Origin of the sequence: Gordonia sp. X0973, assembly GCF_013348785.1 — a bacterium.
Classification (GTDB): Bacteria; Actinomycetota; Actinomycetes; order Mycobacteriales; family Mycobacteriaceae; genus Gordonia.
The window spans coordinates 1382737-1406620 of record NZ_CP054691.1 but is presented as its reverse complement, the minus strand read 5'-3'; the positions used below and the strand labels follow the sequence as shown (position 1 = coordinate 1406620).

The following is a 23884-nucleotide window of genomic DNA, read 5'->3' as shown; positions in this document are numbered from 1 at the left end:
GACCAAGGGAATTGCTGCGACAGTCCTCGTTGGGGCTGCGGTAAGCGGAGCCACGGCGTCGGCGAATGCCGCCACTCCCGCGCACCATCCCCATCCGCAGCCCGTCAATCCGCTGATGATCAGCACCACCATCATCCCCGGCGTGACCTATACCGGGGATTCGAAGGACGGTCGCGCGCAGATCACCACGCCGTGGGGAACCCTGCGCACCGCCCCGGGTCAGGCGGCGATCTCCGATGCCAACGGCCATCCACTCTTCGGCAATCCGCAGACAACGGGAGTCACCCCGCTCGACGCCCAGGGCCGCACCACGCCGGCCCCCGCGACCCTGAGCCCCACCTCGTCGAATTGGCACCCCGTCGACGAGCCGGAGAAGTCCGGTAAGCCGAAGACCCAGGCGCAGAAGAATGACGACATCCAGAGTTCGATCAACAACGTCGCGACCAACTTCGGCTTCGCCACCGCCGTGGGTGCCTTCGTCGGCGGAGTCAGCGGTGCGGTTATCGGTTGCCCCGTCGGGGCCGTGACGGGCGGGCTGGCGACGCTGCCCGTGTTCCCCGTCTCGCCGGTTGCCGCCGTTCTCGGTTGCGTCCTCGGAGCGGGCGCCGTCGGCGGCCTCGGTGTCATCATCGGTGGCGCCGTCGTCGGCGTGCCCGTCGGAATCGCCAGCGGCATCTACGAATACCAGCGCCTGCACGCCAACGGCGACGTCTAGCGCGCCGGTCATCGATTGCCGTTAAGACGGTGGTCGAGTACCGCAGACGGGTGGTCGAGTGCCGGCGAGGCGCTAGCCGAGTCGGTGTATCGAGACCGCGCTAGCCGACAAGGCACATCGAGACCCAACTCGACACGCAAAAGGCCGGGTGGACGATTCCTCGTCCACCCGGCCTTTGTCGTCGGTTACGGTGCCGTTCTTACGGCGCGACGGCCGCCGTGGTCATCACGCGCAGCGCCGAGACCAGGCCGTCGATCAGGTCGCCGCGTCGGAACGATCCGGCGGCTGCGGTCACACCGAGGGCGGCGACGCGGTCATTGACGCGGCCGGCGACCTCGCTACCGGAGACGACGGCGATGTCCTGCGAATTCGGCGACACCGCGATGAGGGTGCCGTGCGCCGGTTCCGGGGCCTTGAGAAGGATCTCGCGGGCGCTGGCGACCGGGTCGGCGCCGAGATCGCCGAGGTAGACCGAGAACCGCACGCGAGCCTTCTCCGAGCAGTCCTTCAGCGCCTCGTCGAGCTTCTCGAGCTCCTTGGGCGTGAACGGGAAGCCCGGAACCTCCGCGTCGGGGAAACGGGTGGCCGAGATGCGGCCGCTGTTGGTCACCACCGTGCCCGTCGGCAGGTCGCCGACCGGTGCGGAGACGACGAGGTCACCACTTGCCATGAGCGGCACCGCCTTCGGTATCGGACTCCGTCGCGTGGGCGGGCAACGCCATGTTGGGCACCCCGGTCGCGGAGAAGAGGATCGGATCGTGGTCCCACGGCTGGTCCAGCGTGTAGTGCTGCGGCGCCTTGTAACGCGTGACACCGAAGAACGTCAGCCACACCATGGACAGCACGCACAGGATCACCGACGCGCACACCAAAATCACCACCGGCAGGCCGACTGGGACGATGAGGTCTTCAACCACGTCTGGTCCTCTCAGTTTCGAACGATCTGATGCGTTGAATTTATCAGTCGGCGGGAGCCTGGCGTAGCGCGGGCAGAACATAGCGGCGGAAATGTCGCCGGACGGCGTCGGGGTCGTCGGGATCGATCTGGTTGCCCGACACACTGCCCAGGCTGATCAGGACGCGGGCGACCCATTCCGACGCCTCGTCGAGGTCGGTTCCGGGGTGAATCTCGCCGTCATCGACGGCGGCCCGCAGATACCGGCGCCAGAAGGCCGCGAGGTCGGGAACGATGCCGGCGACGCCGACTCCGATCGCCGCCGCGAACTCCTCCGGCTCCGCGGTGCGCAGCCGCATCAGCGTCGCCCCCGGGTTGTCGTATGCGCGGCGACCGATCCGCACGCCGGCGGCGAGCCGGTTCTCCAGCCCGTCGATCGCCTCCAGTTCGGCGTGATCGCGCTCCCAGGTCGTCTCCACCAGCCGCATGAGCGCCGCGCCAAGCAGCGCGTTCTTGTCCGGAAAGAGGCGGTAGAGCCAGGCCCGCGACACCCCGGCCCGATCGGCGACGGTGCTCATCGTCGTCGCCCGGATCCCCTTCTCCGCCAATAGCGCATCCGCGACGTCGAGCAAGCGCTCCCGCGTCGTCGCCGCATCCGGTCGGGTCATGGGTGTGGAGTGTAGCCGCGAGATCGCCGCACACGACGGCGTCGCTCAGCCCGCCTGGCCGGACTCGACGCGCCGCAGGAGTTCCGGGAGCTCGACGCCCAGTTCACGGCTCAATGCCGCCAGAGTGCTCAGACGCGGGTTGGCCGGGCTCTTCTTCTTGCGATCGCTCAGCCCGCTCTCCAGCAGTTGCAGGTGGTTCTTGCTGATCCCGATCGCCTGGGCCAACTCCTCCTGGCTGAGCTTCGCCTCCAACCGAAGGCGTTGCACCTCGACACCGAGACCCCGCGCGAGGGCTTGTTCGACGGGTGAGGTGGCCACAGATCAAGGGTTCTGGCGCAACGTCTCGTGGGCCACCGTGTATACATGGGTTTCTACCTGGTTTACATGGTGGGAGGCGAGGATGAGTGACTGCGGAGGTGATCGACAATCCGGTCATCAAGCCGCCCTTCGACTCGGTCCCGTCAGCACTAAAGTCATCAACGACTACCGTGACGAAGTGATGAAGGTGTTCGATGTTTCGACGTAAGACCCAGCCAGTCGTCGATGGCGACATCTCCGTCGATGCGCTGCGCAAGATCGTGCAGAGCCTAGATGAGCGCCAACCGATCACCGATGAGTACGAAGCTCGCACCGCTTCCCGCGGCCGCTACGCGAATAGCAAGCAGAAGGCACATCTCGACGGCTGGTTGAGCGAATACAATGGTCCGGGCGCCTACTCCCGCAAGAATCCTTCGACGAGCGGCAAAACGTTCTACAACCACTTCCGTTGTGCGCCCGGACTCTTGTGGCTCGCCGAAGCGCTCGGGGAGGACCCAATGGTGCTCCGCGAGGCAGTCGCAGCTATCGACGCAGCTGGTCACAACCCGTCGAGCGAGTGCGCAGCATTCCGCAGGGCAGTCCCCTGGACCCGCATCATCGCTCTCGTCGAGGCCCAGCCATAGATCTGGTGCAGAGCCCCTTGGGGTTGCACCTACTTCGTCTCATTCGGGTGATGTGTATGCACCTGCTCTAAGTACACGATGCGGTCTTCGACGTAGAACCAAACCCTGGCGCCTCCTTGCTGGGTGGGCTTGTGCTGCCAGCGTTCATATGCCCTGCCGTCGCGGGTGACCGTACCAAGTTGGCCGCGCAACGGATAGTTGGTCGGAGTCTTCTCTAGCGGCGTCCGTGTCAGGAAGTCCCAGGTATCTGCGAGAGGGTTGCGGATTGACGCCTTGAGGTCTTGCCACCCCTTCTGCGCATTGGCAGTCGCAAAGCGAATCTCGTACTCGACCTTCTTCGTAGGACGCGGAACAAGTTCGTCGCGCTTACGCCCCATCGTTACGGGCGCTCGACTGCGGACTTGCCATCAGCTGCGAGCCACTCGATGTCCACCGAACCCAGACCGGCGGCGAGAGCGGTCGCGGTCTCCCGCCACGAAGTGAGCTCAGCGAGTGCCAGGTGTGGCTGGTCAGTGGAGAAGGATGCGCGCGCCGCGTCGACGAGATCCTGAGCACAGGTGTTCCGGTCGTCCGGCGACAACGCAAACATCCACGGGAAAGCGCGCGACATCCGGCTGACCAGCGGGCCGTCGTCATCCACTGCCACCCCGATGAGCTGTGCGGCGAACTCCAGGAGGCGTTCGCGTGCCACCGCCTCGCGCTGCGACATAAGCACGAGAGCCTCGCCATCACGCCGAGTCACCGTCACCGGATGGTTCTCAGCCTCCGCAAATACCTCGGCAGGACGCTTGCTCAGATCCGAAGAGTGACGGGTCGCGGTAGTTCGGAGTGCGGTTCTGACCATGCCTCGATTGTATTCGGAATATGATCGGAAGTCGACGTGATAGCAACAGCCGACTACTGGATCAGATCGACGTGGACGACGCCCGCTGTCCCGCCGGACCGTGCAGCTCGCACAGTCGTCGATCCGAATCGGTCTCCACCAGCAGTGCCGTTCCCGCCGGTCGCAGATCGATATTCGCGCCCTGAACGATGGGCCACCCCAAGAACCGGCAGATGAACGCCCGGGAGAAGTGTCCGTGCGAGACGATGACGACGTCGCGCGCGTCCGGCAAGTCCTCGACGTGGCGCACCGCGCGGTCCACGCGGGCGGTCATCTGCGCCACCGACTCGCCGCCGCGGGCCCCGTGTGTCCAGATCGCCCAGCCCGGCTCGTCGTCGGCCTGGATCTGCTTGCGGGTCAACCCTTCGTAGGCGCCATAGTCCCATTCGGTGAACAACTCGCTGGTCTCGTCGACCCGCAATCCGGCGAGTGCCGCGGTGCGTTGCGCACGCCGGCGCGGCGACGCGATGACATACGGCTGATCCAAACCGGTCCGCTCGACAATCCCCCGCAGCGACCGGGCGTCCTCCTCGCCCTGCACGGTGAGGTCGATGTCGGTGCGGCTGGTGTGCTGGTCCGAGAGGGACCATTCGGTCTGCCCGTGGCGGATCACCAGGACGTGGCGACGCGGGCGGGGCTTCGACGGCATGCGATCCAGCGTACGACCGTCGATCACGGTTGCTTCATGCCGTTGAGAGAACAGGAGATCTGCGCCCAATGATGTATAATTACATCATGCGGCGCACGCAGATTTCGTTGACCGATGAGGATCGTCGGCTGCTCAACGCCGAGGCCGCCCGCACCGGGCTCTCGATCTCGGCACTCATTCGCGACGCAGTCGTGCAGACCTACGGCGGCCACCGAGACCTCGACGAGGATCTCAACGCGTTCGACGCCGCTTTCGGCGCTTGGACCAACAGGGATTTCGACGGGGAAACCTACGTCGATTCGCTTCGGAGTGGCGGCCGCCTTCGCGATGCCGCGCACCGATGATCGTCGTCGACACCTCGGTACTCATCGACGTGCTCCGGGGAACGCCGGCGGCACTTGATGCACTCCGGAATTCTCGTCGTGCGGGACCATTGCACGCGAGCGAGGTAACGCGGCTCGAAGTCTTGGCAGGAATGCGACCCCGCGAAGAGACAGCGACCCGCACGCTGCTGGCGACGCTGACCTGGCATCCCGTCGACGAGCAAATCGCCGAAGCTGCGGGGTCACTCGGCCGTGAGTGGCTCCCGGCCTATCGCAACATCGACTCGGCCGACCTAGCCATCGCGGCCACGGCAATCGTGCTCCACACAGTGCCGCTCACCAAGAACGTGAAGCACTTTCCCATGTTCCCGGGACTAGCCGCGCCCTACTGATAACTCAGCTTTCCAACACCCGAGTCTCCCCAAACCAAGTAGACACATCCAACAATCTGTGTACTCTCGGCGCATGGCAATCCCCTCCGTGGCGGTGATCGGCGCCGGGATCAGCGGCTTGACCTCGTCGAAGATGCTCACCGACTACGCCGTCGAGCACACCGTCTTCGAGTCGTCGGACCGCATCGGCGGCAACTGGGCCTTCGGCAACCCGAACGGCCACTCGAGCGCCTACCGCTCGCTGCACATCGACACCTCCAAGCACCAGCTCTCCTTCCGCGACTTCCCGATGCCGGAGCACTACCCCGACTTCCCGCATCACACCCAGATCAAGCAGTACCTCGAGGACTACGCGGAAGCCTTCGACCTCAAGAACAACATCGAGTTCGAGAACGGCGTCATCCATGCGCGACGGCTACCCGGCGGCGGTTGGGAACTCGATACCGAACGCACCGGCAAGCGTCGCTTCGACCTGCTCGTCGTGGCCAACGGACACCACTGGGATCCGCGCTTCCCCGATTTCCCCGGCGAGTTCTCCGGCATCGAGATGCACGCCCACCACTACATCGACATCAAGACACCGCATGACTTCACCGGCAAGCGCATCCTCGTCGTCGGGTTGGGCAACAGCGCCGCCGACATCGCCGTCGAGCTGTCGTCGAAGGCGCTGCAGAACGAATTGATGCTCTCGACGCGATCCGGCGCATGGATCGTGCCGAAGTATTACGGCGGCACGCCGGCCGACAAGTTCTACCGCACGTCGCCGCATATCCCGCTGCGCTGGCAGCGCAAGGTGCTGCAGATGATGATCCCGATGGCCGGGCGACCGGAGAATTTCGGGCTGCCGACGCCCAACCACAAGTTCTTCGAGGCGCACCCCACACAGTCCATCGACCTGCCGCTGCGCCTCGGCTCGGGCGACGTCATCCCCAAGCCGAATATCGCGCGCCTCGACGGCGAGACCGTCCATTTCGACGACGGGACATCGGCCGACTTCGACGTCATCATCTACGCGACCGGCTACAACATCACCTTCCCCTTCTTCGACGAGGAGTTCATCAGCGCCCCGGACAACCGGATCGACCTTTACAAGCGGATGTTCTATCCCGGAATCGACGACCTCCTGTTCCACGGATTCGCGCAGGCCACACCGACGCTGTTCCCCTTCGTCGAATCGCAGGCGCGGCTGGTCGGCGCCTACGCGGTCGGCAACTATCGGCCGCCCTCGGTCGAGGAGATGCGGCGCGTGATCGAAGAGGACATGGCGCTCTACACGGGCCACATGCTGGACCGCCCGCGCCACACCCAGCAGCTCGACTACTTCCTCTACGAGCACAACATGCGCACGAAGGAACTCCCCGCGGGCCTCGAGCGCGCCCGTCGGCAGGGACCGCCGACCTGGGCCGGCGTCGGCGAATCCAGTCCGGCGACGACGTCGGGGGCGAGCGCATGAGCCCGGCGACGCGAATCGCCGCGGACCGGCTGGACGTCACCTTCCACAGCGACGGAGTCAAATGCGCCGCCTGGTTCTACCCGGCGGCCGCCGTGGTCGATGACAAGCGGCCAGCGGCGGTCGTCGTCATGGGCCACGGCCTCGGCGGCACGAAGGACACCGGGCTCGACCCGTACGCCCGGGCACTGCAGCAGGCGGGCTACGCCGTGTTCGCATTCGACTACCGCGGGTTCGGCGAATCCGAAGGCCTTCCGCGCCAACGTGTCTCGATGCGCAACCAGGTCGCCGACTACCACGCCGCGTGCGCCGCGGCGGCCCGGCAACCCGGCGTCGACCCCTCACGACTCATCCTGTGGGGAGTCTCGCAGTCGGGCGGACACGTCTTCGAAGTCGGCGCGACCCGCAGCGATGTCGCCGCGATTCTCGCGGTCGTGCCGCTGGTGAACGGCTTGGCGGCCGCCCGGCACGCCCTGCCGCTGCACACCCCGCGCAGTCTGCTCCGATCGACGACGACGGGGTGGCGCAGTTCGGCGCGCCAACTCGCGGGCAAGAGCCCGGCCACCATCCCGATCGTCGCGCGGCCCGGAGAATTCGGGGCCCTGACCGCGCCGGGCTACTACGAGGCCTACACGGAGCTTGCCGGACCGTCGTGGCGCAACGAGGTCGACGCGACGATCGGCACGGAAATCGCCACCCATCGGCCGGGCCGGTTCGCGAAACACATCACCGCGCCGATGCTGGTGCAGATCGCCGACCTCGACCAGGGCGCGCCGCCCCACGCCGCGGCGAAAGCCGCCTTCGCCGCCCGCGCCGAGGTGCGCCACTATCCGTGCGATCACTTCGACGTCTTCGCCGGCGTCGGCGGCACCAACTGGTTCGACCGATGCGTCGCACACCAGGTCGCCTTCCTCGATCACCACCTGCGAAACCCGATTCCCACCACCGACCAGGAGTGACGATGGCCGACACCATCCAGCAGACCCTGCGCGACCAGCGCGACAACCCCGGAACCGCGATCGCCTATGGTGACGAGCGGATCAGCTGGAAGCAGTACCTCGACGACGCGGAGCGACAGGCGTCGACGCTGATCGGCCTACTCGACCCCGACCGCCCGCCGCATGTCGGGACGCTGCTGGGCAACACCCCGGCGATGCTCACCGCGCTGGCCGCCGCGGGACTGGGCGGATACGTCCTCTGCGGGATCAACAACACCCGGCGCGGTGAGGGTCTGGCACGTGACGTCGCGAAGGCCGACGTACAGATCCTTCTCGTCGACGAGGAGAACCGCGCGCTCCTGGACGACGTGGAGCTGCCCGGGGTGCGCGTCGTCGCCGTCGAGTCGGACGAGTGGCGGGGCCAGTGCGCGCAGGCGGATCCGCTGACCCCGTTGTGCGAGACCGGTGCGATGGATCCGTTCATGATGATCTTCACCTCCGGCACCAGCGGCGATCCGAAAGCCGTGCTGGTGAGCAACTTCATGGTGACCGTCGCCGGCCAATTCCTCGTCGAGAAGTTCGGGTTGACGCGCGACGACGTCTGCTACATGGCGATGCCGCTGTTCCACTCCAATGCGATTGCCAGCGGGTACGCACTCGCGATCACCGCGGGCGCGACGATGGCGCCGGCGAAGTTCTCCGCGTCGGGATTCTTGTCCGACATCCGCCGCTATGGCGCGACGTATATGAACTATGTGGGCAAGCCGCTCGCCTACATCCTGGCGACTCCGGAGCGCCCCGACGACGCGGACAACCCGCTGCGCATCGCCTTCGGCAACGAGGCCGCCGACCGCGACATCGCCGAGTTCGGCCGACGATTCGGCGTCATGGTGCTCGACGCGTTCGGGTCCACCGAGAACGCGGTGATCATCGGCCGCGAAGCCGACACCCCGGCCGGTTCGGTCGGGCGCGGTCTGCCCGGCGTCGCGATCTACGACCCGGAGACCGTCACCGAATGCGCCGTCGCCGAGTTCGACGACACCGGCGCCCTCGTCAACGCCGACGCCGCCGTCGGCGAATTGGTCAACACCGAGGGCGCCAGCTATTTCTCCGGCTATTACAACGACGAGAAGGCCAATGCCGAGCGCATGCGCGGAGGCATGTACTGGTCCGGCGACCTCGCCTACCGCGACGCCGACGGCTGGATCTACCTGGCCGGCCGCACGTCGGATTGGATGCGCGTCGACGGGGAGAACCTCGCCGCCGCGCCCGTGGAACGGGTGCTGATGCGGTTGCCGGCGATCAGCCGGATTGCCGTCTACGCGCTGCCCGATCCGAACGGCGGCGACCGGGTGGCCACGGCGATGGTGTTGCGCGACGGCGCAACGCTGTCCGCCGCCGAGTTCGCCGACTTCCTCGCCGCACAGCCCGACCTGTCACCGAAAGCGTGGCCGACGGTCGTCCGGATCGCCGCGGACCTGCCGTCGACCGCGACCAACAAGATCCTCAAGCGCGAACTTGTCACCCTCGGCACCGACGCCGGAGCGGACCAGATCTGGACGCGCGAGCCGCGCACCAAGGTCTACAGCGAATAGTCCGCAATGCCGCAGTCAGTCGAGCGGCGAAGGTGGTCGATTACTCTGTCCCCGAAGTGATTTGGACGCCGGCTGAGACCGGTGTGGCGGTTGCGAGGCGTGACCCGTGAGCGGAGGCCATCGGCGCATAATGCGACTACTTGGCGCGGCAGAAGCTACCCGAATTCGGAGAAGCCTCCTCGGCGAGGGACCGGAGTTCAACCAGGAATGGGCGGCAGCTCCGAGTCGGGTAGTGGTGCCGTTCGAAGAGATCGTCGACCTGACTACGGACCCCGACGGCCGCCGACTCTTGGCCGCTTTCGCCTCGCACGGCTGCACCGAACTGGTGTGCTTCACCGTCGACGACATGACACCGACCCGTCCGGAGCACTCCGCTGTCCCGAATCAGGCCGTCGTCGCTCCCATAGCTGGGGTCCAGGAGTGGTTATCGGAGATGTTTTGGTGCGACACGGTTCTCGCCTCACCCGAATTGGACGCGGCGGTGTTGGTATCCGTCGACGACTTCATCCTCGTCGGAGGCAATCGTGAATTCGTCGAGACCGCCCTGGGCATGCCGGTCGAGGACGCGCGAGCCGAGTTCGCCACCTACGCGCAGGAGGCGGCCAAAGGAGCGCGGCACCTCCCCGGTGTCGCACGGAAGTGGGGCGCGAGCTAGGCGGCCAGGTATTGCTCCCACACCGGGTCGATGTCGGTCACGGTCGCCAGCAGTCGCCAGTGCTGTCCCTTCGGGGCGACGGGCTGCCGGTTGAGCGTCCACCCGAGCTCGTGGAGCAGACGATCCGCCTTGCGGCGGTTGCAGGGCGCGCAACAGGCCACGCAGTTGTCCCACGTGTTCTGCCCGCCGCGGCTGCGGGGCAGGACGTGGTCGATCGTCGTCGCCTTGGACCCGCAGTACACGCAGCGATGGGCGTCGCGTCGCATGAGCGCGGCTCGCGTCATCGGGATCTGCGCACGGTAGGGCACGCGCACGAAATGCCGCAGTCGGATCACCGAGGGCACCACGACGTCGAGTTGCTCGGAGTGCGCGATGGCGTGATCCTCGTCCTCGTGCACGATCTCGGCGCGGCCCGCGATGGTGAGCACGATGGCCCGCCGCGTCGACACGACGGTGAGCGGCTCATACGTGGCGTTCAGCAGCAGGACGCGCTGGCGTTGCCATGAGATTCCGATCACGCCCTCCAGACAACCACGGGCGACGCACTCGTGCACTCTAATTGTGGCGTGTCGTCGCAGGTACACGGAGTTAACAATCCCCAACCGTCACGTAAATCGGCGCGAGGTGGACAATGGGTGCGTGCCCAGTTTCTACGACGAGGTGGGTGGCCACGCCACCTTTGAGGCGATCACCAAACGGTTCTACGAGGAGGTCTCGCGCGACGAGATCCTGCGACCGATGTACCCCGAGGAGGACCTCGGGCCGGCGCAGCGGCGGCTGCGTATGTTCCTCGAGCAGTACTGGGGCGGGCCGCACACCTACTCCGACGAGCGCGGCCATCCGCGGCTCCGGATGCGTCACGTGCCGTACCACATCGGCCCGATCGAGCGGGATGCGTGGCTTCGCTGCATGAATACGGCGATAGCGGAGATCCCGGCAGACGTCCTCGACGAGGATCATCGGAAAGCGATTGTCGACTACATGATCATGGCCGCGAATTCGCTGGTCAACGCGGAGTTCTAGACAGGAAGAGGATTCGCACTCGCGATGAGCCCCAACATCGTTCGCTCCCGCACCGCCTCCCAACTCAACCCCGCCGACCGCGATTGGTGGCGCCACGCCGTCGTCTACCAGGTCTATCCGCGATCCTTCGCCGACTCGAACGGCGACGGGATCGGCGACCTCGACGGGATCATCGGCAAGCTGGGACACCTCGAACTGCTCGGCGTCGACGCGGTCTGGCTCTCCCCGGTGATGCGCTCCCCGATGGCCGACCACGGATACGACGTGTCCGATCCACGAGCCATCGACCCACTGTTCGGCGACCTCGCGACCTTCGACCGCCTCATCGCGCAAGCCCACTCCCGGGATATTCGCGTCGCCATGGACCTCGTGCCGAACCACACGAGCATCGAGCATCCGTGGTTCGCCGAAGCGCTCGCGGCCGGCCGCGGGAGCGCGGCACGATCCCGGTACTTCTTCCGCGACGGTCGCGGCGACGACGGTTCGCTGCCGCCCAACAACTGGGTCAGCGTATTCGGCGGTCCGGCGTGGTCGCGGATCACCGAACCCGACGGTCGGCCGGGTCAGTGGTATCTGCATCTGTTCGCACCCGAGCAGCCGGACCTCGATTTCGAGAACCCCGACGTCGTCGCCGACCTCGAACACACGCTGCGGTTCTGGCTCGACCGCGGCGTCGACGGATTCCGGATCGACGTCGCACACGGCCTGGCGAAGGCACCGGGCCTGCCCGATATGGACGTCGGCGCGGCGCAGGTGCTGCGGCACACCGATTCCGACCCGCGCTTCAACAACCCGCAGGTGCACCCGATCCACCGCCGCATCCGGGCCGTCGTGGACGAGTACCCCGGCGCGTTCACCGTCGGAGAGGTCTGGGTCGACGACAACGCGCAGTTCGCGGCGTATCTGCGTCCCGACGAACTGCACCTGGGATTCAACTTCCGGCTGGCGACGGCGGGCTACCGCGTCGACGAGATCCGCTCGGCGATCGACAACTCGCTGGCGGCAGTCGCCTCCGTCGGGGCCCCGCCGACGTGGACGCTGTCCAACCACGACGTCTACCGCGAGGCGACCCGCTACGCACCCGACGACTCGCCGGCCGGACATGCGATCGGCGTCGACCGCGCCCGCGCCCTGTTGCTCGTGGAATTGGCACTGCCGGGCACCGTGTTCATCTACAACGGCGCCGAGCTGGGACTGCCCAACGTCGACCTGCCCGACGAAGCACTCGTGGACCCGGTGTGGGAACGGTCGGGACATACCGCACGCGGCCGCGACGGCTGCCGGGTACCGATTCCTTGGGAGGGAAGCGCGCCGCCCTTCGGTTTCAGCTCCACCCCGCACACCTGGCTGCCGATGCCGCCGGACTGGGCCGCCCTCACCGTCGAGAAACAGCTCGAAGACGTCTATTCGACGCTGTCGCTCTACCGCCGGGCCATCGAGCTGCGCGATCACCGTCGCGAGTTCTCCGGCGAGGGCATCGAGTGGTACGGCGCCCCTGCCGGCTGCCTCGCCTTCCGCCGCACCGCGGGCCACCTGGTCTGCGTGCTCAACACCCGACCGGAGCCGGTGACGATGCCGCCTGGCGAGATCCTGCTGACCAGCAAACCCCTCGTCGACGGGAAGCTGGCGGCCGACGCCGCGGTCTGGCTGGTGCCGCGCCGCTAACCGGGATCGTCACCCGATATATTTCCCACTTAGATCAGCTAAAGTGGAAATAGGAGGTGGCCGTGCCCGCTTATGTCGAACGACTCTGGAACGCAGAAGACACCGGTGGCCTCGCGCGTGCGGACCGGACACCCGGTGTCTATCGCGCCTATGTCCCCGACACCCTTGGAACCGCCCTCCCATCGTTGTCCCCGCGCACGGCCGACGCGGCCTCGGATGCCCTCGTCGTGCTCGCCCGGGCTGACGAACGGATCACCGCCGACGCCGGATACCTCAACTACCTCCTAATCCATTCCGAGAGCATCTCGTCGTCGTGGATCGAAGGAAAGCGCGTCACCGCCAAACGACTGGCGGTGGCCGAGGTACTGAATCGTGGCAGCCGCGCGGCTCTCGAAGTCGTCGCCAATGTTCGGGCGACCACCGAGGCCATCACCGACCTCTCCGACCCCGACCGCCCGATTACCATCGATGCCATCGAGCGGCTGCAACACGTGATCGAACCGCGTCTGCAATCCGGACTTCGAACCGAGCAGAACTGGGTCGGCGGTCCCGGCTGGAGTCCGCTCCGCGCGGATTTCATACCTCCGCCCGAGACGGAGGTTCACCGCCTCGTCGAGGATCTGTGCCGCTTCTCCAGCGCGACGGCGGGAAACGCAGTCGTTCGCGCCGCAATCGCACACGCACAGTTCGAAACCATTCATCCCTTCATCGACGGGAACGGTCGCACGGGACGGGCCCTCATCCACCCGATCCTTCGCCGGGCCGACGCCGTTCGACACGCGATCGTGCCCATCAGTTCGGTCTTCGCCGCCGACGCCGACAGCTACATCGCCGGTCTCACCGCCTTCCGGGCCGGCGACGTCGATGCCTGGGTCACCGGATTCGCGCATGCGGTCGAGGTGGCTGCCGCGAACGCTGTGCGGCTGGCCGAGCGGGTAGTCGAATTGGACGAAAAATGTCTCGTCGATCTGGTGGACCACCGTCGTCGGCAAGGCGCATCGCCGGCGGTCCCCCGGGCCGACTCGTTGGTCTTGCGGATCCTCGGGTCCCTCGCGTCCTATCCGGTGCTCACGGCCGACCTCGTCACCGCGCGGCTCGGAGCCTCCTCGTCGGCCGCGCACCGCGCTTTGGTCGAGCTGGCCGACGCCGGAATCCTCGGCAGGTCGAAGGACCCGCGGGGTCGCCTCGTGTGCTTTACGGCCGACGGCTACCTGGCCCTGGTCGGTCTCACAGAACGGTGACGGAGAACTGGTCGCCGCGGCGCTGGTAGACGGCGCCGAACCGCGCATCGAGGCGGACCCAGGTGCCGCTTGCCCGCACGCGGACCGGCTCGTCGTCGGCGATCTCGTCCAGGTTGGAGGATTCGCTTATCGCGTGCCCGTTGCGGTCGCGGGCGAACCCCATGCCGGTCAGGGCGAACAGGGACCGCAGGGCGACGCCGACCGAGGTGTCACCGGCCGGGTCGGAGACCTCGAGGACGACCTGGTCGAGTAACGAGGTGACCGGTCCGTGGCCACCGCTCACCGGTTCTTTCGCAAGGGCGGCGCCGCGCTGCGCCAGATCGACCACGGTCCGCAGCGGCACGTCGTCGATCTGCCGGTATCCCGATTGCGGCGGCAGCGCGCCGCGCCAGGCGCTGTCGAGCGCGAAGCCCGGGTCGATCGCCAGGTCACCGCGCCCGGCGGCGTCGGCGAGGGTGTGGGCATCGCAGACTACGTCGGCCGGGGTCAGCGAGCCGAATACGGCACGAGTCGCCAGCACCTCGAAACCCGTCGTCCCCCACAGCCCGACGAGCCCGTCCTCGCGTTGGCGCAACCGGATGACCGCGGCTTCGTCGAGGCGCAGCAGCCGTGACGCGAAGGCCGCCACGTCCGCGGCATCGGACGCCGACGCCAGGGCGAGCCGACGGTCGCCCATCACGCCTCCCGCAGGAACTCGCGCAGGTACTCCTTCTCCGCGTCGGTCATCCGCCGCGGGCGCTGCGTCTCGATGTCGAAGGAGGCCAGGTGGGTCGTCGCGACGACCGCCGGCTTGGAGTCGAGGTCGGCACCGGCCGGGCGCACCTCGTACCCGACCACGAAATCGACCGAGCGCAGCTTCTCGACGAACATCAGCACCTCGATCGGGCCCTGGTCGTGGCGCAACTGGGCCTGGTACTTGACGTGCATGTCGACGACGACGCAGCCCTCGCGCAGCGGCGCCGTCGGCCGCTCGTCGTAGAACAGCCACGGGATCCGCGCCTCCTCGATCAACGTGACCATCCGCGCATGGTTGATGTGCTGGAACACGTCCATGTCCGACCAGCGAACCGGCACCTTCACCACATAGCCGCGCTCGGTTCGCAGCCCGTCGTCGGGAATCATCATGGCGCCATTGTCTCAAAAGGCGATGCTGCGCAGCGCGCGGGCGGCGACCGAGAGCGACGCGAAGTCGACCTCCCCCGACTCGCGCACCTGGGTGACCGTGGTGCGCACCCGTGCGACGCGGGTCGCGTTGCGCACCTCCCAATCGGCGATCTGCGCCTCGGGCGACTCCCCCGGCTCCCCCTGCACGAGGACCGCCTGTGTCAGTGTGCGCAGGACGCCGTGCAGATCGTCGCGGATCGCCAGGCGGGCCTGCACCTGCCAGCGGTCGCGGGCCCGCAGCTGCGTCACGGCGGTGAGTAGCTGCTCGACGTCGAGCCGCTCGCACAGCGTCCAATAGACCTGCCCCACCTCGTCGGCGTCGCGGTCGGTGATCTCGGCGACGTCGACGATGTCGAGCAGCGCATAGCTGTGCAGGCTCAGGGCCACCCGTCTGGCCAGCTCCTGGTCGACCCCCTCGGTCACCAGCAACCGCTGACGCGCGTCGACATCGGACCGCGACGCCTGCCCCAGCCAGCCGTAGAGCCGGTCGTGCAGGTGGGCGACCCGGGCGCGGTACCGCGTCACCTCGGCGGCCAGCGCGAGCGGCTGCGGTCGGGTCGCCAGCAACCAGCGCGACGTGCGGAACAGCAGCCGCCGCGAGTAGTAGAGCATCTCGTCGATCACCGCGGTCGACACCGGCGATCCGACGACGCCGCCCCACAGCGGCAGCAGGTCGTACACCTCGGTGGCGACGACGAAGGCCCGCACCACGTCGACCGTGCCGACCCCGCTGCCCTCCCCGAGGCGGAAGACGTGCGAGAGCCCGCCCAGGTCCACCACGTCGTTGATCACGCCGGTCACGATGATCTCGCGACGCAGCCGGTGGCCGGCGAGCTCGTCGGGAAAGCGGTCGACGACGGTCGCCGGGAAATACGCCCGCAGACGGCGCAGGAGCAACTCGTTCTCGGGGAGGTCCGATTCCAGCAGGTCCGCCTTCAGGGCGAGTTTGACGTGCGCCATCAGCGTGGCCAGCTCGGGACTGGTCAGCGCCCGCGCGCGGCCCGCACTACCCGTCGAGGCGAAGCGCTCCCGCAGTTGCTCGGGCGTCGGGAGACTCTCCAGCGCCAACTCGACGTGGCGGTGCGTTGCCAGGTCGGCGAGCATCCGCACATGCGTGTCGACGTAGCGGGTGGCCTGGGTGCGCTCGAAGCCGAGTTCGTTGTTCTGCGCGATGTTGTCGGCCAGCACGTCCTTCGCGACCTCGTCGGTCAGCGAGGCGAGCAGCGCCGCCCGATCGTCGACGGGCAAAGCACCCGAGGCCACCGCCGACTGCAGCAGGATCTTCAGGTTGACCTCGTGATCGGAGCAGTCGACGCCGGCCGAGTTGTCCATCGCGTCGGTGTTGATCGCCACCTCGTGCAAGTCGGCCTCGATGCGGCCGGCCTCGGTGACGCCGAGGTTGCCGCCCTCCCCCACGACGGTGGCGCGCAACCGGTTGGCGTTGACGCGGACGGCGTCGTTGGCCTTGTCCCCGACCTCGGCGTTGGTCTGCGTCGACGCCTTGACGTATGTCCCGATCCCGCCGTTCCACAGCAGGTCGACGGGCGCCAGCAGGATCGCCCGGATCAGCTCCGGCGGGGAGAGTTCGACGATCTCCTCGTCGATCCCCAACACCGCGCGCACCTGGGGTGTGATCGGGATCGACTTGCGGTCGCGGCTGTGGATGCCGCCGCCCGCGCTGATCAGCGTCTCGTCGTAGTCCTCCCACGAGGAGCGCGGCAGCGCGAACATCCGCTTCCGCTCGGCGAAGGAAGCGGCCGGATCGGGGTCCGGGTCGAGGAAGATGTGCCGGTGGTCGAAGGCGCCGATCAGACGGATATGCGGTGAGCTGAGCATTCCGTTGCCGAACACGTCGCCGCTCATGTCCCCGATCCCGACGACGGTGATGTCCTGGGTCTGCGGGTCGATCCCCAGCTCGGCGAAGTGGCGGCGCACCGAGATCCAGGCTCCGCGCGCGGTGATGCCCATCTCCTTGTGGTCGTAGCCGACCGAACCGCCCGAGGCGAAGGCGTCGCCGAGCCAGAAACCGTAGTCGGCGGCCACGGCGTTGGCCTCGTCGGAGAAGGAGGCAGTGCCCTTGTCAGCCGCGACGACCAGGTACGGGTCGTCGCCGTCGCGCCGGACCACCCGTGCGGGCGCGAGTACCGCCCCGCTCGTGTGGTCGACGTTGTCGGTGACGTCGAGCAGCGCCGCGATGAACTCGCGGTACCGGTCGACGACGAGTTCGCGCGACGGGTCGCGGACGTCTTTGACGACGAAGCCGCCCTTGGCGCCCAGCGGCACGATCACCGCGTTCTTGACCGACTGCGCCTTGGCCAGCCCGAGGATCTCGGTGCGGTAGTCCTCGCTTCGGTCCGACCAGCGCAGGCCGCCGCGGGCGACCGTGCCGAATCGCAGGTGTACGCCCTCCACGCGCGGCGAGTGGACGTAGACCTCGAATCGGGGCCGGGGCGCCGGGGTGAGCGGGATCTGCTGCGGTGCCAGCTTGAGCGCGAGCGCCCGGCGCGTTTCGGGCGAATATGCCTGTGTCACATAGTGATTGGTGCGCAGCGTGGCCAGGACCGCCGAACGCAGAGCGGACAGGACCCGGTCGGCGTCGAGGCTGAGGACTTTCGCAGCCGCCGCGTCGAGACGATTGGCCGCCGCGATCCGATGGTCGTCGCCGGCCTGGTCGGGGTCGAAGGTGGCGGCGAACAGCCCGACGAGGGCCGCGGTCACGTCCGGGTGCGACGCGAGCACGTCGGCGACATAGGCGCCGCGATAGGCGAAGCCGCACTGGCGCAGGTAGCGGTGATAGGCGCGCAACACGGCGACCTCGCGCCAGGTCAGTCCGATGCCCAGGACGAGCGCGTTGAACGGGTCCAGCTCCGCATCACCGCGCCAGATCGCCTCGAAGGCGTCGATGAGGCGCTGTGACGCCTGTGGATCGGCGGCGCTCCCGGCCGGCAACTCGACGTCGAAGTCGTAGGCCCAACATGTCTGCCCGTCGGGCCGGTCGATGCGGAAGGCCTGTTCCTCGGCGACGCGGACCCCCAGGGAGTCGAAGACCGGGAGCAGGTCGGTGAGGTCGGCCGAATCGCCACACAGATAGAGCACCACCGACTGCGGGCCGGGGACCGTGACGGCCGCGTCGCCGGCCGACATCGCGTAGACCTGCCGTTCATCCCAGGTGACGATGACCTGGGCAAGACGATCCTGCAACTCGCGCTGCGCGGCGGCCCCCGTCGCATAGAACGATCCGTCGGCATCGGCGTCGATGCGGAGCAGGACGTGCAGCAGGGCGCGCGGACCGTCGCCGACGTGACCGGTGTATTCCACGTCGGTGCCGCCGAGTTCCGCGGCGAGCAGGTCCTGCAGTTGTAGGCGGCTGGTCGTGTTGTAGCGCTCGCGCGGGAGGTACACCAGGGCGGTGGCGGTGCGCGAGGCCGGGCTGACCCGGATGAAGGAGTGCAGCGCGGTGGCCGCCGACGAGTCGAGCAGATCGCGCATCCGGCGGGCCAACTCATCAGCCGGCGTCGCGAACAACTCGGCGAGCGGATAGGCCTGTAGGTATCCGCTCATCTCCTCGCCCATGTAGGAGTCGAGGTCGATACCCGCCGCGTCGAACACCTCCCCGACCGCCCGTCGCACCACCGGGATGTCGAAGACCGACTGGCTCAACCCGGCAGTGCTGAGCAGCCCGATGAAGCGGTGGTCGTCGACGGTTACCACAACCGGATAGTCGGTGCGCGCGACCAGCGTCGGAAAGTAGCACCGCGCCAGAATCGGCGCGTCGCTCGAATACTCGGGAAGGCGGGCATCGGTCAGGCCAGCGCGGCAGATCCCGCGCGCATTCCCGTCTCCGGATTCGCCGACGGGCACGAAGTTGCCGTCGGCCAGCCACCGCAACAAGGCGGCGGTCTCGGCATCCCCGTCGGCATCGTCGACCTCCGCCGCCGTCGCGGCCAATGCCGCCACCATCGCCGCCCGGTCGGCGTGGATGGCCGCCACGCTGTCCAGGGCGCGGATGATCGTCGCGGACAGGATCTCGGAGACGTCCGGTGTCGGCGGCCGGGAACCGGAACCGCGCAACCGCAGACAGATCCACGACTCGTCGTCGGCGCCGTCGCGCGGGCCGATCGAGGCGAGCCGCCCGTCGTCGTCACGAGTGACCGAGACGACCGGGTGCCCGACGGCTTCGACGCGCAGCCCGGTCGCGGCGGCAGCCGCCAACACCGATTCGACGATCATCGGCATGTCGTCGGTGACGACGAAGGCCGTGATCAGCCCGGCATCCTCCACGATGTGGATCGACGGTGCCCCGTCGACGCGGCTCGCGCCCGTAGCCGCCAACCCCGCGGCGTCCGACTCGGCAGCGACTCCGCGAGCACGCAGGATCGACACAGCTTCCGCGGATACCGCTGTCGGCGTGGCCACATCTCCGATGCTAGGCCCCCGCCGGTGGGTCGGCGGTGTGCCGCGCTCAGTCGCGGGTGAGCTTGCGGTGCGTCACGCGGTGCGGCCGTGCGGCGTCGGCACCGAGGCGTTCGATCTTGTTGGCCTCGTAGGCCTCGAAGTTGCCCTCGAACCAGAACCACTGGCCCTCGGAGACGTTGCCCTCCCACGCGAGGATGTGGGTACAGGTCCGGTCCAGGAACCAGCGGTCGTGCGAGATGACCACGGCGCAGCCCGGGAACTGCTGCAGCGCGTTCTCCAGCGACGAGAGGGTCTCCACGTCGAGGTCGTTGGTCGGCTCGTCGAGCAGGATCAGGTTGCCGCCCTCTTTCAGGGTCAGCGCGAGGTTGAGGCGGTTGCGCTCACCGCCGGAGAGAACCTCCGACGGCTTCTGCTGGTCGGCGCCCTTGAAGCCGAAGGCACTGACGTAGGCGCGCGACGGCATCTCGTTCTGTCCGACCTCGATGTAGTCGAGACCGTCGGAGACGACCTCCCACACCGACTTCTTCGGGTCGATGTTCGCGCGGCCCTGGTCGACGTAGGAGAGCTTGACCGTGTCGCCGACCTTCACGGTGCCCGAATCCGGTTCCTCGAGCCCGACGATGGTCTTGAACAGCGTGGTCTTGCCGACGCCGTTGGGACCGATGACGCCGACGATGCCGTTGCGCGGCAGCGTGAAGCTCAAGTCCTTGATGAGCACGCGGCCGTCGAAGCCCTTGTCCAGGTTCGCGACCTCGACGACGACGTTGCCCAGGCGCGGCGGCGTCGGGATCTGGATCTCTTCGAAGTCGAGCTTGCGGTGCTTCTCGGCTTCGGCGGCCATCTCCTCGTAGCGGGCCAGGCGGGCCTTGTTCTTCGTCTGACGCGCCTTGGCACCCGAGCGCACCCACTCCAGTTCCTCCTTGAGGCGCTTCTGGAGCTTCTGGTCCTTCTTGCCCTGGACCTCCAGGCGCTCGGCCTTCTTCTCCAGGTAGGTCGAGTAGTTGCCCTCGTAGGGGTGCAGCTTGCCGCGGTCGACCTCGCAGATCCACTGGGCGACGTGGTCGAGGAAGTACCGGTCGTGGGTCACCGCCAGGACGGCGCCCGGGTAGTTCGCGAGGAACTGCTCGAGCCACAGCACCGACTCGGCGTCGAGGTGGTTGGTCGGCTCGTCGAGCAGCAGCAGGTCGGGCTTGCTCAGCAGGAGCTTGCACAGTGCGACGCGACGGCGCTCACCGCCGGACAGGTGCGTGACCGGCGAATCGGCCGGCGGGCAGCGCAGGGCGTCCATCGCCTGCTCGAGCTGGCTGTCGAGGTCCCACGCGTCGGCGGCGTCGAGGTCCTCCTGCAGCTTGCCCATCTCCTCCATCAGCTCGTCGGAGTAGTCGGTGGCCATCAGCTCGGCGACCTCGTTGTAGCGCTTGAGCTTCGTCATCACGTCGCCCATGCCCTCTTCGACGTTCTCCTTGACCGTCTTCTCCTCGTTGAGGGGCGGTTCCTGCAGGAGGATGCCGACGGTGGCGCCGGGGTCAAGGAAGGCCTCGCCGTTGGAGGGCTGGTCGATGCCGGCCATGATCTTGAGGATCGACGACTTACCCGCGCCGTTCGGGCCGACCACACCGATCTTCGCGCCCGGGTAGAAGGACATGGTGACGTTGTCGAGAATGACCTTGTCACCGTGCGCTTTGCGCACGTTCTTCATCGTGTAAATGAACTCGCCTGCCACGGATTTCCTCTTCTTCAACGACGCCTGGGCACAACAGCCCCCCAGTGTAGTGGCAGTGCGCGGCCCTGCCCGCCCCGCCCGCGATGCGGGAATCCTGCGCCGCGGGCCGCCGGCTGACAAAGTGGGGATAGCCGCGACGACGCGACCACGACACGAGGAGTTCAGATGGTCGACAGGCCGACATACCCCTTCGACGACACCCGGGATTTCGACGATGCCGACCGCGGCTTCATCGCCACCCTCGACCTCCGCACGATCACGAACGCCGCCGGTGAGGTGATTTGGGATCTGGATGCCTACGACTTCCTCGCCGCGGACGCACCCGACTCCGCCAATCCCAGCCTGTGGCGCCAGTCGCAGCTGTGTGCCAAGCACGGGCTCTACGCGGTGACGGACGGGATCTATCAGATCCGCGGTTTCGACCTGTCGAATATGACCGTCGTCGAAAGCGACACCGGCATCATCGTCATCGACCCCCTCATCAGCACGGAGACCGCCGCCGCAGCCCTGGCCCTGTATCGCGAGCACCGCGGCGACCGATCCGTCGCGGCGGTTATCTACACGCACTGCCACGTCGACCACTTCGGCGGCGTCAAGGGCGTCACCACGCAGGCGGAGGTCGACGCCGGGAAAGTCCAGATCATCGCGCCCGCCGGATTCATGGAGCCCGCGATCTCGGAGAACCTCTACGCGGGAACGGCGATGGGCCGTCGCGCGGGCTACATGTACGGCGCCGCCCTTCCCAAGGGGCCGCGCGGAGCCATCGGCGCCGGGTTGGGCCAGACGACGTCGACCGGGACCGTCACCTTGATCGAGCCGACCGTCGACATCACCGAGACCGGCCAAGAACTGACGGTCGACGGTGTGCGCATCGTCTTCCAGCTCGCCCCGGGCACCGAGGCCCCGGCCGAGATGCACTTCCACTTCCCCGATCGCCGCGCACTGTGCATCGCCGAGAACGCGACGCACACTCTGCACAACATCCTGACCCTGCGCGGCGCGGTCGTGCGCGACCCGCACAGCTGGGCGCACTACCTCGGTGAGGCGATCGCCATGTTCGGCTCGGACACCGATGTCGTCTTCGCCTCGCACCACTGGCCGACCTGGGGCAACGCCCAGATCATCGAGTTTCTGCGCACACAGCGCGAGATGTACGCCTACCTGCACGATCAGACGCTGCGCCTGCTCAACCAGGGATACACCGGCATCGAGATCGCCGAACAGTTCCAGATGCCACCCGGACTGGAGAAGGCGTGGCACGCGCACGGGTACTACGGCTCGGTCAATCACAACGTCAAGGCGATCTACCAGCGCTACCTCGGCTGGTTCGACGGCAACCCGGCACGGTTGTGGCAGCATCCCCCGGAGGCCGCCGCGCAACGCTACGTCGAGTTCATGGGCGGCGCGGACGCGGTGGTCGAGAAGGCGCGCACATGCTTCGACGACGGCGACTACCGGTGGGCCGCCGAGGTGCTCGACCACGTCATCTTCGCCGATCCGGACCACCGGGCGGCACGGGAGCTGCAGGCCGACACCCTCGAGCAGCTCGGATTCGCCGCCGAGAGCGGCCCGTGGCGCAACTTCTTCCTCTCCGGTGCACTCGAGTTGCGGCAGAAGAACTTCGGCACGCCGACCGCGGGGAGCGGAAACGACATCGCCGCCCAATTGCGGCCGGAAATGTTCCTCGACGCCGTCGCGATCCAGATCGACGCCACCCGGGTCTGGGATCTCGACCTGACCATGCGCTGGGTGTTCGGCGACTCCCGATTCCTGACGCGGTTGCACAACGGGGTGCTGCTGCGCGACGAGGACGATCCGCGGACGAACGCCGTCGCGACGGTGACCGTTCCCGACGGCGTGCTGCCCTACCTCGTCACCGGCGACATCCCCGGTGCGCAGCAGGCGGGCCTCACCGTCGACGGCGATGTGTCCGCGCTGGGCCAGGTCTTCGGCGCCCTCCAGCGGCCCGACCCGGATTTCGCCATCGTGACCCCCTGAAACCGTCCCTCCCAAGACCTCAGAGGGCCGGCTCCATGCTCGGCACCGGATCGGCGATCTCCTCGTCGACATCGCTGGCCCGTACCGGCGGCAGCCCCGCGACGGCGTCCTCGACGGTGGTCCCCGCGGCGCCGACCTCCTCGGCCGCGTCGGAGTCCTCGTCCGACGAGCCGACCAGCGCGCCATCCATCGGGAATCCGCACACCTTGACGATGCTGCGCACCAGGTCGTGCCCGACGTGCGCGGCGTTCATCTCCAATGTCGCGCGGCGCTCCCCGTCGCGGTTGACGTACTCCGAGGTGTGCACGTTGCCCGAGGCGATGACGACGTGCCCCTTCTCGACCGATGCCGCGACCCCCGAACTGAGCCGTCGCCAGCACGAAACGGTCAGGTAGAGCGTCTTGTCGTCGACCCAGCCGTCTCCGTCCGGATTTCGCCGGCGCGAGTTGCTCGCCATCCGGAACGAGCAAACGTCGCCGGTGGCGGTACGGCGGACGATCGGATCGGTGATGACGTTGCCTACGACGGTCATGGATGTTTCGAACATGAT

General features: G+C 67.5%; 25 protein-coding genes. 12 read left to right on the top strand and 13 right to left on the bottom strand.

Annotated features, from left to right (window positions below; genetic code table 11):
• Positions 1 to 115: 115 nt before the first annotated feature.
• A complete protein-coding gene (locus tag HUN08_RS06905) occupies positions 116 to 715 on the top strand; it encodes a hypothetical protein (protein WP_301546936.1) in 600 nt (199 codons plus the stop codon).
• A gap of 199 nt (positions 716 to 914) precedes the next feature.
• On the opposite strand, the gene HUN08_RS06900 is transcribed toward HUN08_RS06905, so the two are convergent.
• The 4 genes from HUN08_RS06900 to HUN08_RS06885 are packed head-to-tail and all read right to left on the bottom strand — an operon-like array spanning position 915 to position 2596.
• On the bottom strand, positions 915 to 1385 hold the full coding sequence (locus tag HUN08_RS06900; RefSeq protein ID WP_124247506.1) for a DUF5130 family protein: 471 nt from the start codon (positions 1383 to 1385) through the stop codon (positions 915 to 917).
• Positions 1372 to 1632 carry a hypothetical protein gene (locus tag HUN08_RS06895; protein ID WP_124247507.1) on the bottom strand — a complete coding sequence of 87 codons (261 nt, stop codon included), beginning with the start codon at positions 1630 to 1632 and terminating at the stop codon, positions 1372 to 1374. Before HUN08_RS06895 ends, HUN08_RS06900 begins: the two co-directional genes overlap by 14 nt.
• A gap of 43 nt (positions 1633 to 1675) precedes the next feature.
• Positions 1676 to 2278: a TetR/AcrR family transcriptional regulator gene (locus HUN08_RS06890; protein WP_124247508.1), complete on the bottom strand. Its 603-nt coding sequence runs from the start codon at positions 2276 to 2278 to the stop codon at positions 1676 to 1678.
• 45 nt (positions 2279 to 2323) lie between these two features.
• Positions 2324 to 2596, bottom strand: coding sequence for a helix-turn-helix domain-containing protein (locus tag HUN08_RS06885; protein ID WP_124247509.1), 273 nt, complete (start codon positions 2594 to 2596; stop codon positions 2324 to 2326).
• 194 nt (positions 2597 to 2790) lie between these two features.
• Between HUN08_RS06885 and HUN08_RS06880 the strand changes: the two genes are divergently transcribed.
• Complete coding sequence (locus tag HUN08_RS06880) at positions 2791 to 3219, top strand: hypothetical protein (protein WP_124247510.1); 429 nt, start codon at positions 2791 to 2793, stop codon at positions 3217 to 3219.
• 29 nt (positions 3220 to 3248) lie between these two features.
• Here HUN08_RS06880 and HUN08_RS06875 read toward each other — a convergent pair whose 3' ends face one another.
• The 3 genes from HUN08_RS06875 to HUN08_RS06865 form a co-directional block, all read right to left on the bottom strand.
• Positions 3249 to 3596: a hypothetical protein gene (locus tag HUN08_RS06875; protein ID WP_124247511.1), complete on the bottom strand. Its 348-nt coding sequence runs from the start codon at positions 3594 to 3596 to the stop codon at positions 3249 to 3251.
• A 2-nt stretch (positions 3597 to 3598) separates the two neighbouring features.
• Entirely contained in the window at positions 3599 to 4063 is a 465-nt protein-coding gene (locus tag HUN08_RS06870) for a type II toxin-antitoxin system Phd/YefM family antitoxin (protein ID WP_124247512.1), read from the bottom strand.
• A gap of 61 nt (positions 4064 to 4124) precedes the next feature.
• Positions 4125 to 4751, bottom strand: a complete 627-nt coding sequence (locus HUN08_RS06865) for a histidine phosphatase family protein (protein WP_124247513.1) — start codon at positions 4749 to 4751, stop codon at positions 4125 to 4127.
• Between the two features lie 86 nt (positions 4752 to 4837).
• Between HUN08_RS06865 and HUN08_RS06860 the strand changes: the two genes are divergently transcribed.
• From HUN08_RS06860 to HUN08_RS06835, 6 genes are all read left to right on the top strand, one after another.
• Positions 4838 to 5095, top strand: coding sequence for a ribbon-helix-helix protein, CopG family (locus HUN08_RS06860; protein ID WP_165353415.1), 258 nt, complete (start codon positions 4838 to 4840; stop codon positions 5093 to 5095).
• On the top strand, positions 5092 to 5466 hold the full coding sequence (locus HUN08_RS06855) for a type II toxin-antitoxin system VapC family toxin (RefSeq protein WP_124247515.1): 375 nt from the start codon (positions 5092 to 5094) through the stop codon (positions 5464 to 5466). The genes HUN08_RS06860 and HUN08_RS06855 overlap by 4 nt, the downstream gene beginning before the upstream one ends.
• Before the next feature lie 73 nt (positions 5467 to 5539).
• Complete coding sequence (locus HUN08_RS06850) at positions 5540 to 6919, top strand: NAD(P)/FAD-dependent oxidoreductase (protein WP_124247516.1); 1380 nt, start codon at positions 5540 to 5542, stop codon at positions 6917 to 6919.
• A complete protein-coding gene (locus tag HUN08_RS06845) occupies positions 6916 to 7875 on the top strand; it encodes an alpha/beta hydrolase (RefSeq protein ID WP_124247517.1) in 960 nt (319 codons plus the stop codon). Before HUN08_RS06850 ends, HUN08_RS06845 begins: the two co-directional genes overlap by 4 nt.
• 2 nt (positions 7876 to 7877) lie before the next feature.
• Entirely contained in the window at positions 7878 to 9449 is a 1572-nt protein-coding gene (gene fadD1, locus HUN08_RS06840; protein ID WP_124247518.1) for a fatty-acid--CoA ligase FadD1, read from the top strand.
• A gap of 235 nt (positions 9450 to 9684) precedes the next feature.
• Positions 9685 to 10104 carry a hypothetical protein gene (locus HUN08_RS06835; protein WP_124247519.1) on the top strand — a complete coding sequence of 140 codons (420 nt, stop codon included), beginning with the start codon at positions 9685 to 9687 and terminating at the stop codon, positions 10102 to 10104.
• On the opposite strand, the gene HUN08_RS06830 is transcribed toward HUN08_RS06835, so the two are convergent.
• A complete protein-coding gene (locus tag HUN08_RS06830) occupies positions 10101 to 10622 on the bottom strand; it encodes an HNH endonuclease (protein WP_301546935.1) in 522 nt (173 codons plus the stop codon). The genes HUN08_RS06835 and HUN08_RS06830 overlap by 4 nt on opposite strands.
• Positions 10623 to 10743: 121 nt before the next feature.
• Between HUN08_RS06830 and HUN08_RS06825 the strand changes: the two genes are divergently transcribed.
• The 3 genes from HUN08_RS06825 to HUN08_RS06815 all read left to right on the top strand — a co-directional run bounded on the left by HUN08_RS06825 (position 10744) and on the right by HUN08_RS06815 (position 14033).
• Complete coding sequence (locus HUN08_RS06825) at positions 10744 to 11127, top strand: globin (protein WP_124247520.1); 384 nt, start codon at positions 10744 to 10746, stop codon at positions 11125 to 11127.
• Between the two features lie 24 nt (positions 11128 to 11151).
• On the top strand, positions 11152 to 12792 hold the full coding sequence (locus tag HUN08_RS06820; RefSeq protein ID WP_124247521.1) for an alpha-amylase family glycosyl hydrolase: 1641 nt from the start codon (positions 11152 to 11154) through the stop codon (positions 12790 to 12792).
• 62 nt (positions 12793 to 12854) lie between these two features.
• Complete coding sequence (locus HUN08_RS06815) at positions 12855 to 14033, top strand: Fic family protein (RefSeq protein WP_124247522.1); 1179 nt, start codon at positions 12855 to 12857, stop codon at positions 14031 to 14033.
• Here the strand turns inward: HUN08_RS06815 and HUN08_RS06810 are convergent.
• From HUN08_RS06810 to ettA, 4 genes are read right to left on the bottom strand one after another with little or no spacing between them, the layout of a single operon-like run.
• Positions 14020 to 14709 carry a hypothetical protein gene (locus tag HUN08_RS06810; protein WP_124247523.1) on the bottom strand — a complete coding sequence of 230 codons (690 nt, stop codon included), beginning with the start codon at positions 14707 to 14709 and terminating at the stop codon, positions 14020 to 14022. The two genes, HUN08_RS06815 and HUN08_RS06810, sit on opposite strands and share 14 nt — an antisense overlap.
• The gene (locus HUN08_RS06805; RefSeq protein WP_124247524.1) at positions 14709 to 15158 is read right to left on the bottom strand and encodes a thioesterase family protein; all 450 of its coding nucleotides are present in this window, start codon (positions 15156 to 15158) and stop codon (positions 14709 to 14711) included. The genes HUN08_RS06810 and HUN08_RS06805 overlap by 1 nt, the downstream gene beginning before the upstream one ends.
• A 12-nt stretch (positions 15159 to 15170) precedes the next feature.
• Positions 15171 to 19613, bottom strand: a complete 4443-nt coding sequence (locus HUN08_RS06800) for an NAD-glutamate dehydrogenase domain-containing protein (RefSeq protein WP_301546934.1) — start codon at positions 19611 to 19613, stop codon at positions 15171 to 15173.
• A gap of 46 nt (positions 19614 to 19659) precedes the next feature.
• Positions 19660 to 21336, bottom strand: coding sequence for an energy-dependent translational throttle protein EttA (gene ettA, locus HUN08_RS06795; RefSeq protein ID WP_301546933.1), 1677 nt, complete (start codon positions 21334 to 21336; stop codon positions 19660 to 19662).
• A gap of 165 nt (positions 21337 to 21501) precedes the next feature.
• Here ettA and HUN08_RS06790 point away from each other — a divergent pair, with 165 nt between their 5' ends.
• The gene (locus tag HUN08_RS06790) at positions 21502 to 23334 is read left to right on the top strand and encodes an alkyl/aryl-sulfatase (protein ID WP_124247525.1); all 1833 of its coding nucleotides are present in this window, start codon (positions 21502 to 21504) and stop codon (positions 23332 to 23334) included.
• Between the two features lie 19 nt (positions 23335 to 23353).
• Here the strand turns inward: HUN08_RS06790 and ssb are convergent, their stop codons facing one another.
• Positions 23354 to 23881 carry a single-stranded DNA-binding protein gene (ssb, locus tag HUN08_RS06785; protein WP_124247526.1) on the bottom strand — a complete coding sequence of 176 codons (528 nt, stop codon included), beginning with the start codon at positions 23879 to 23881 and terminating at the stop codon, positions 23354 to 23356.
• Positions 23882 to 23884: the final 3 nt, after the last annotated feature.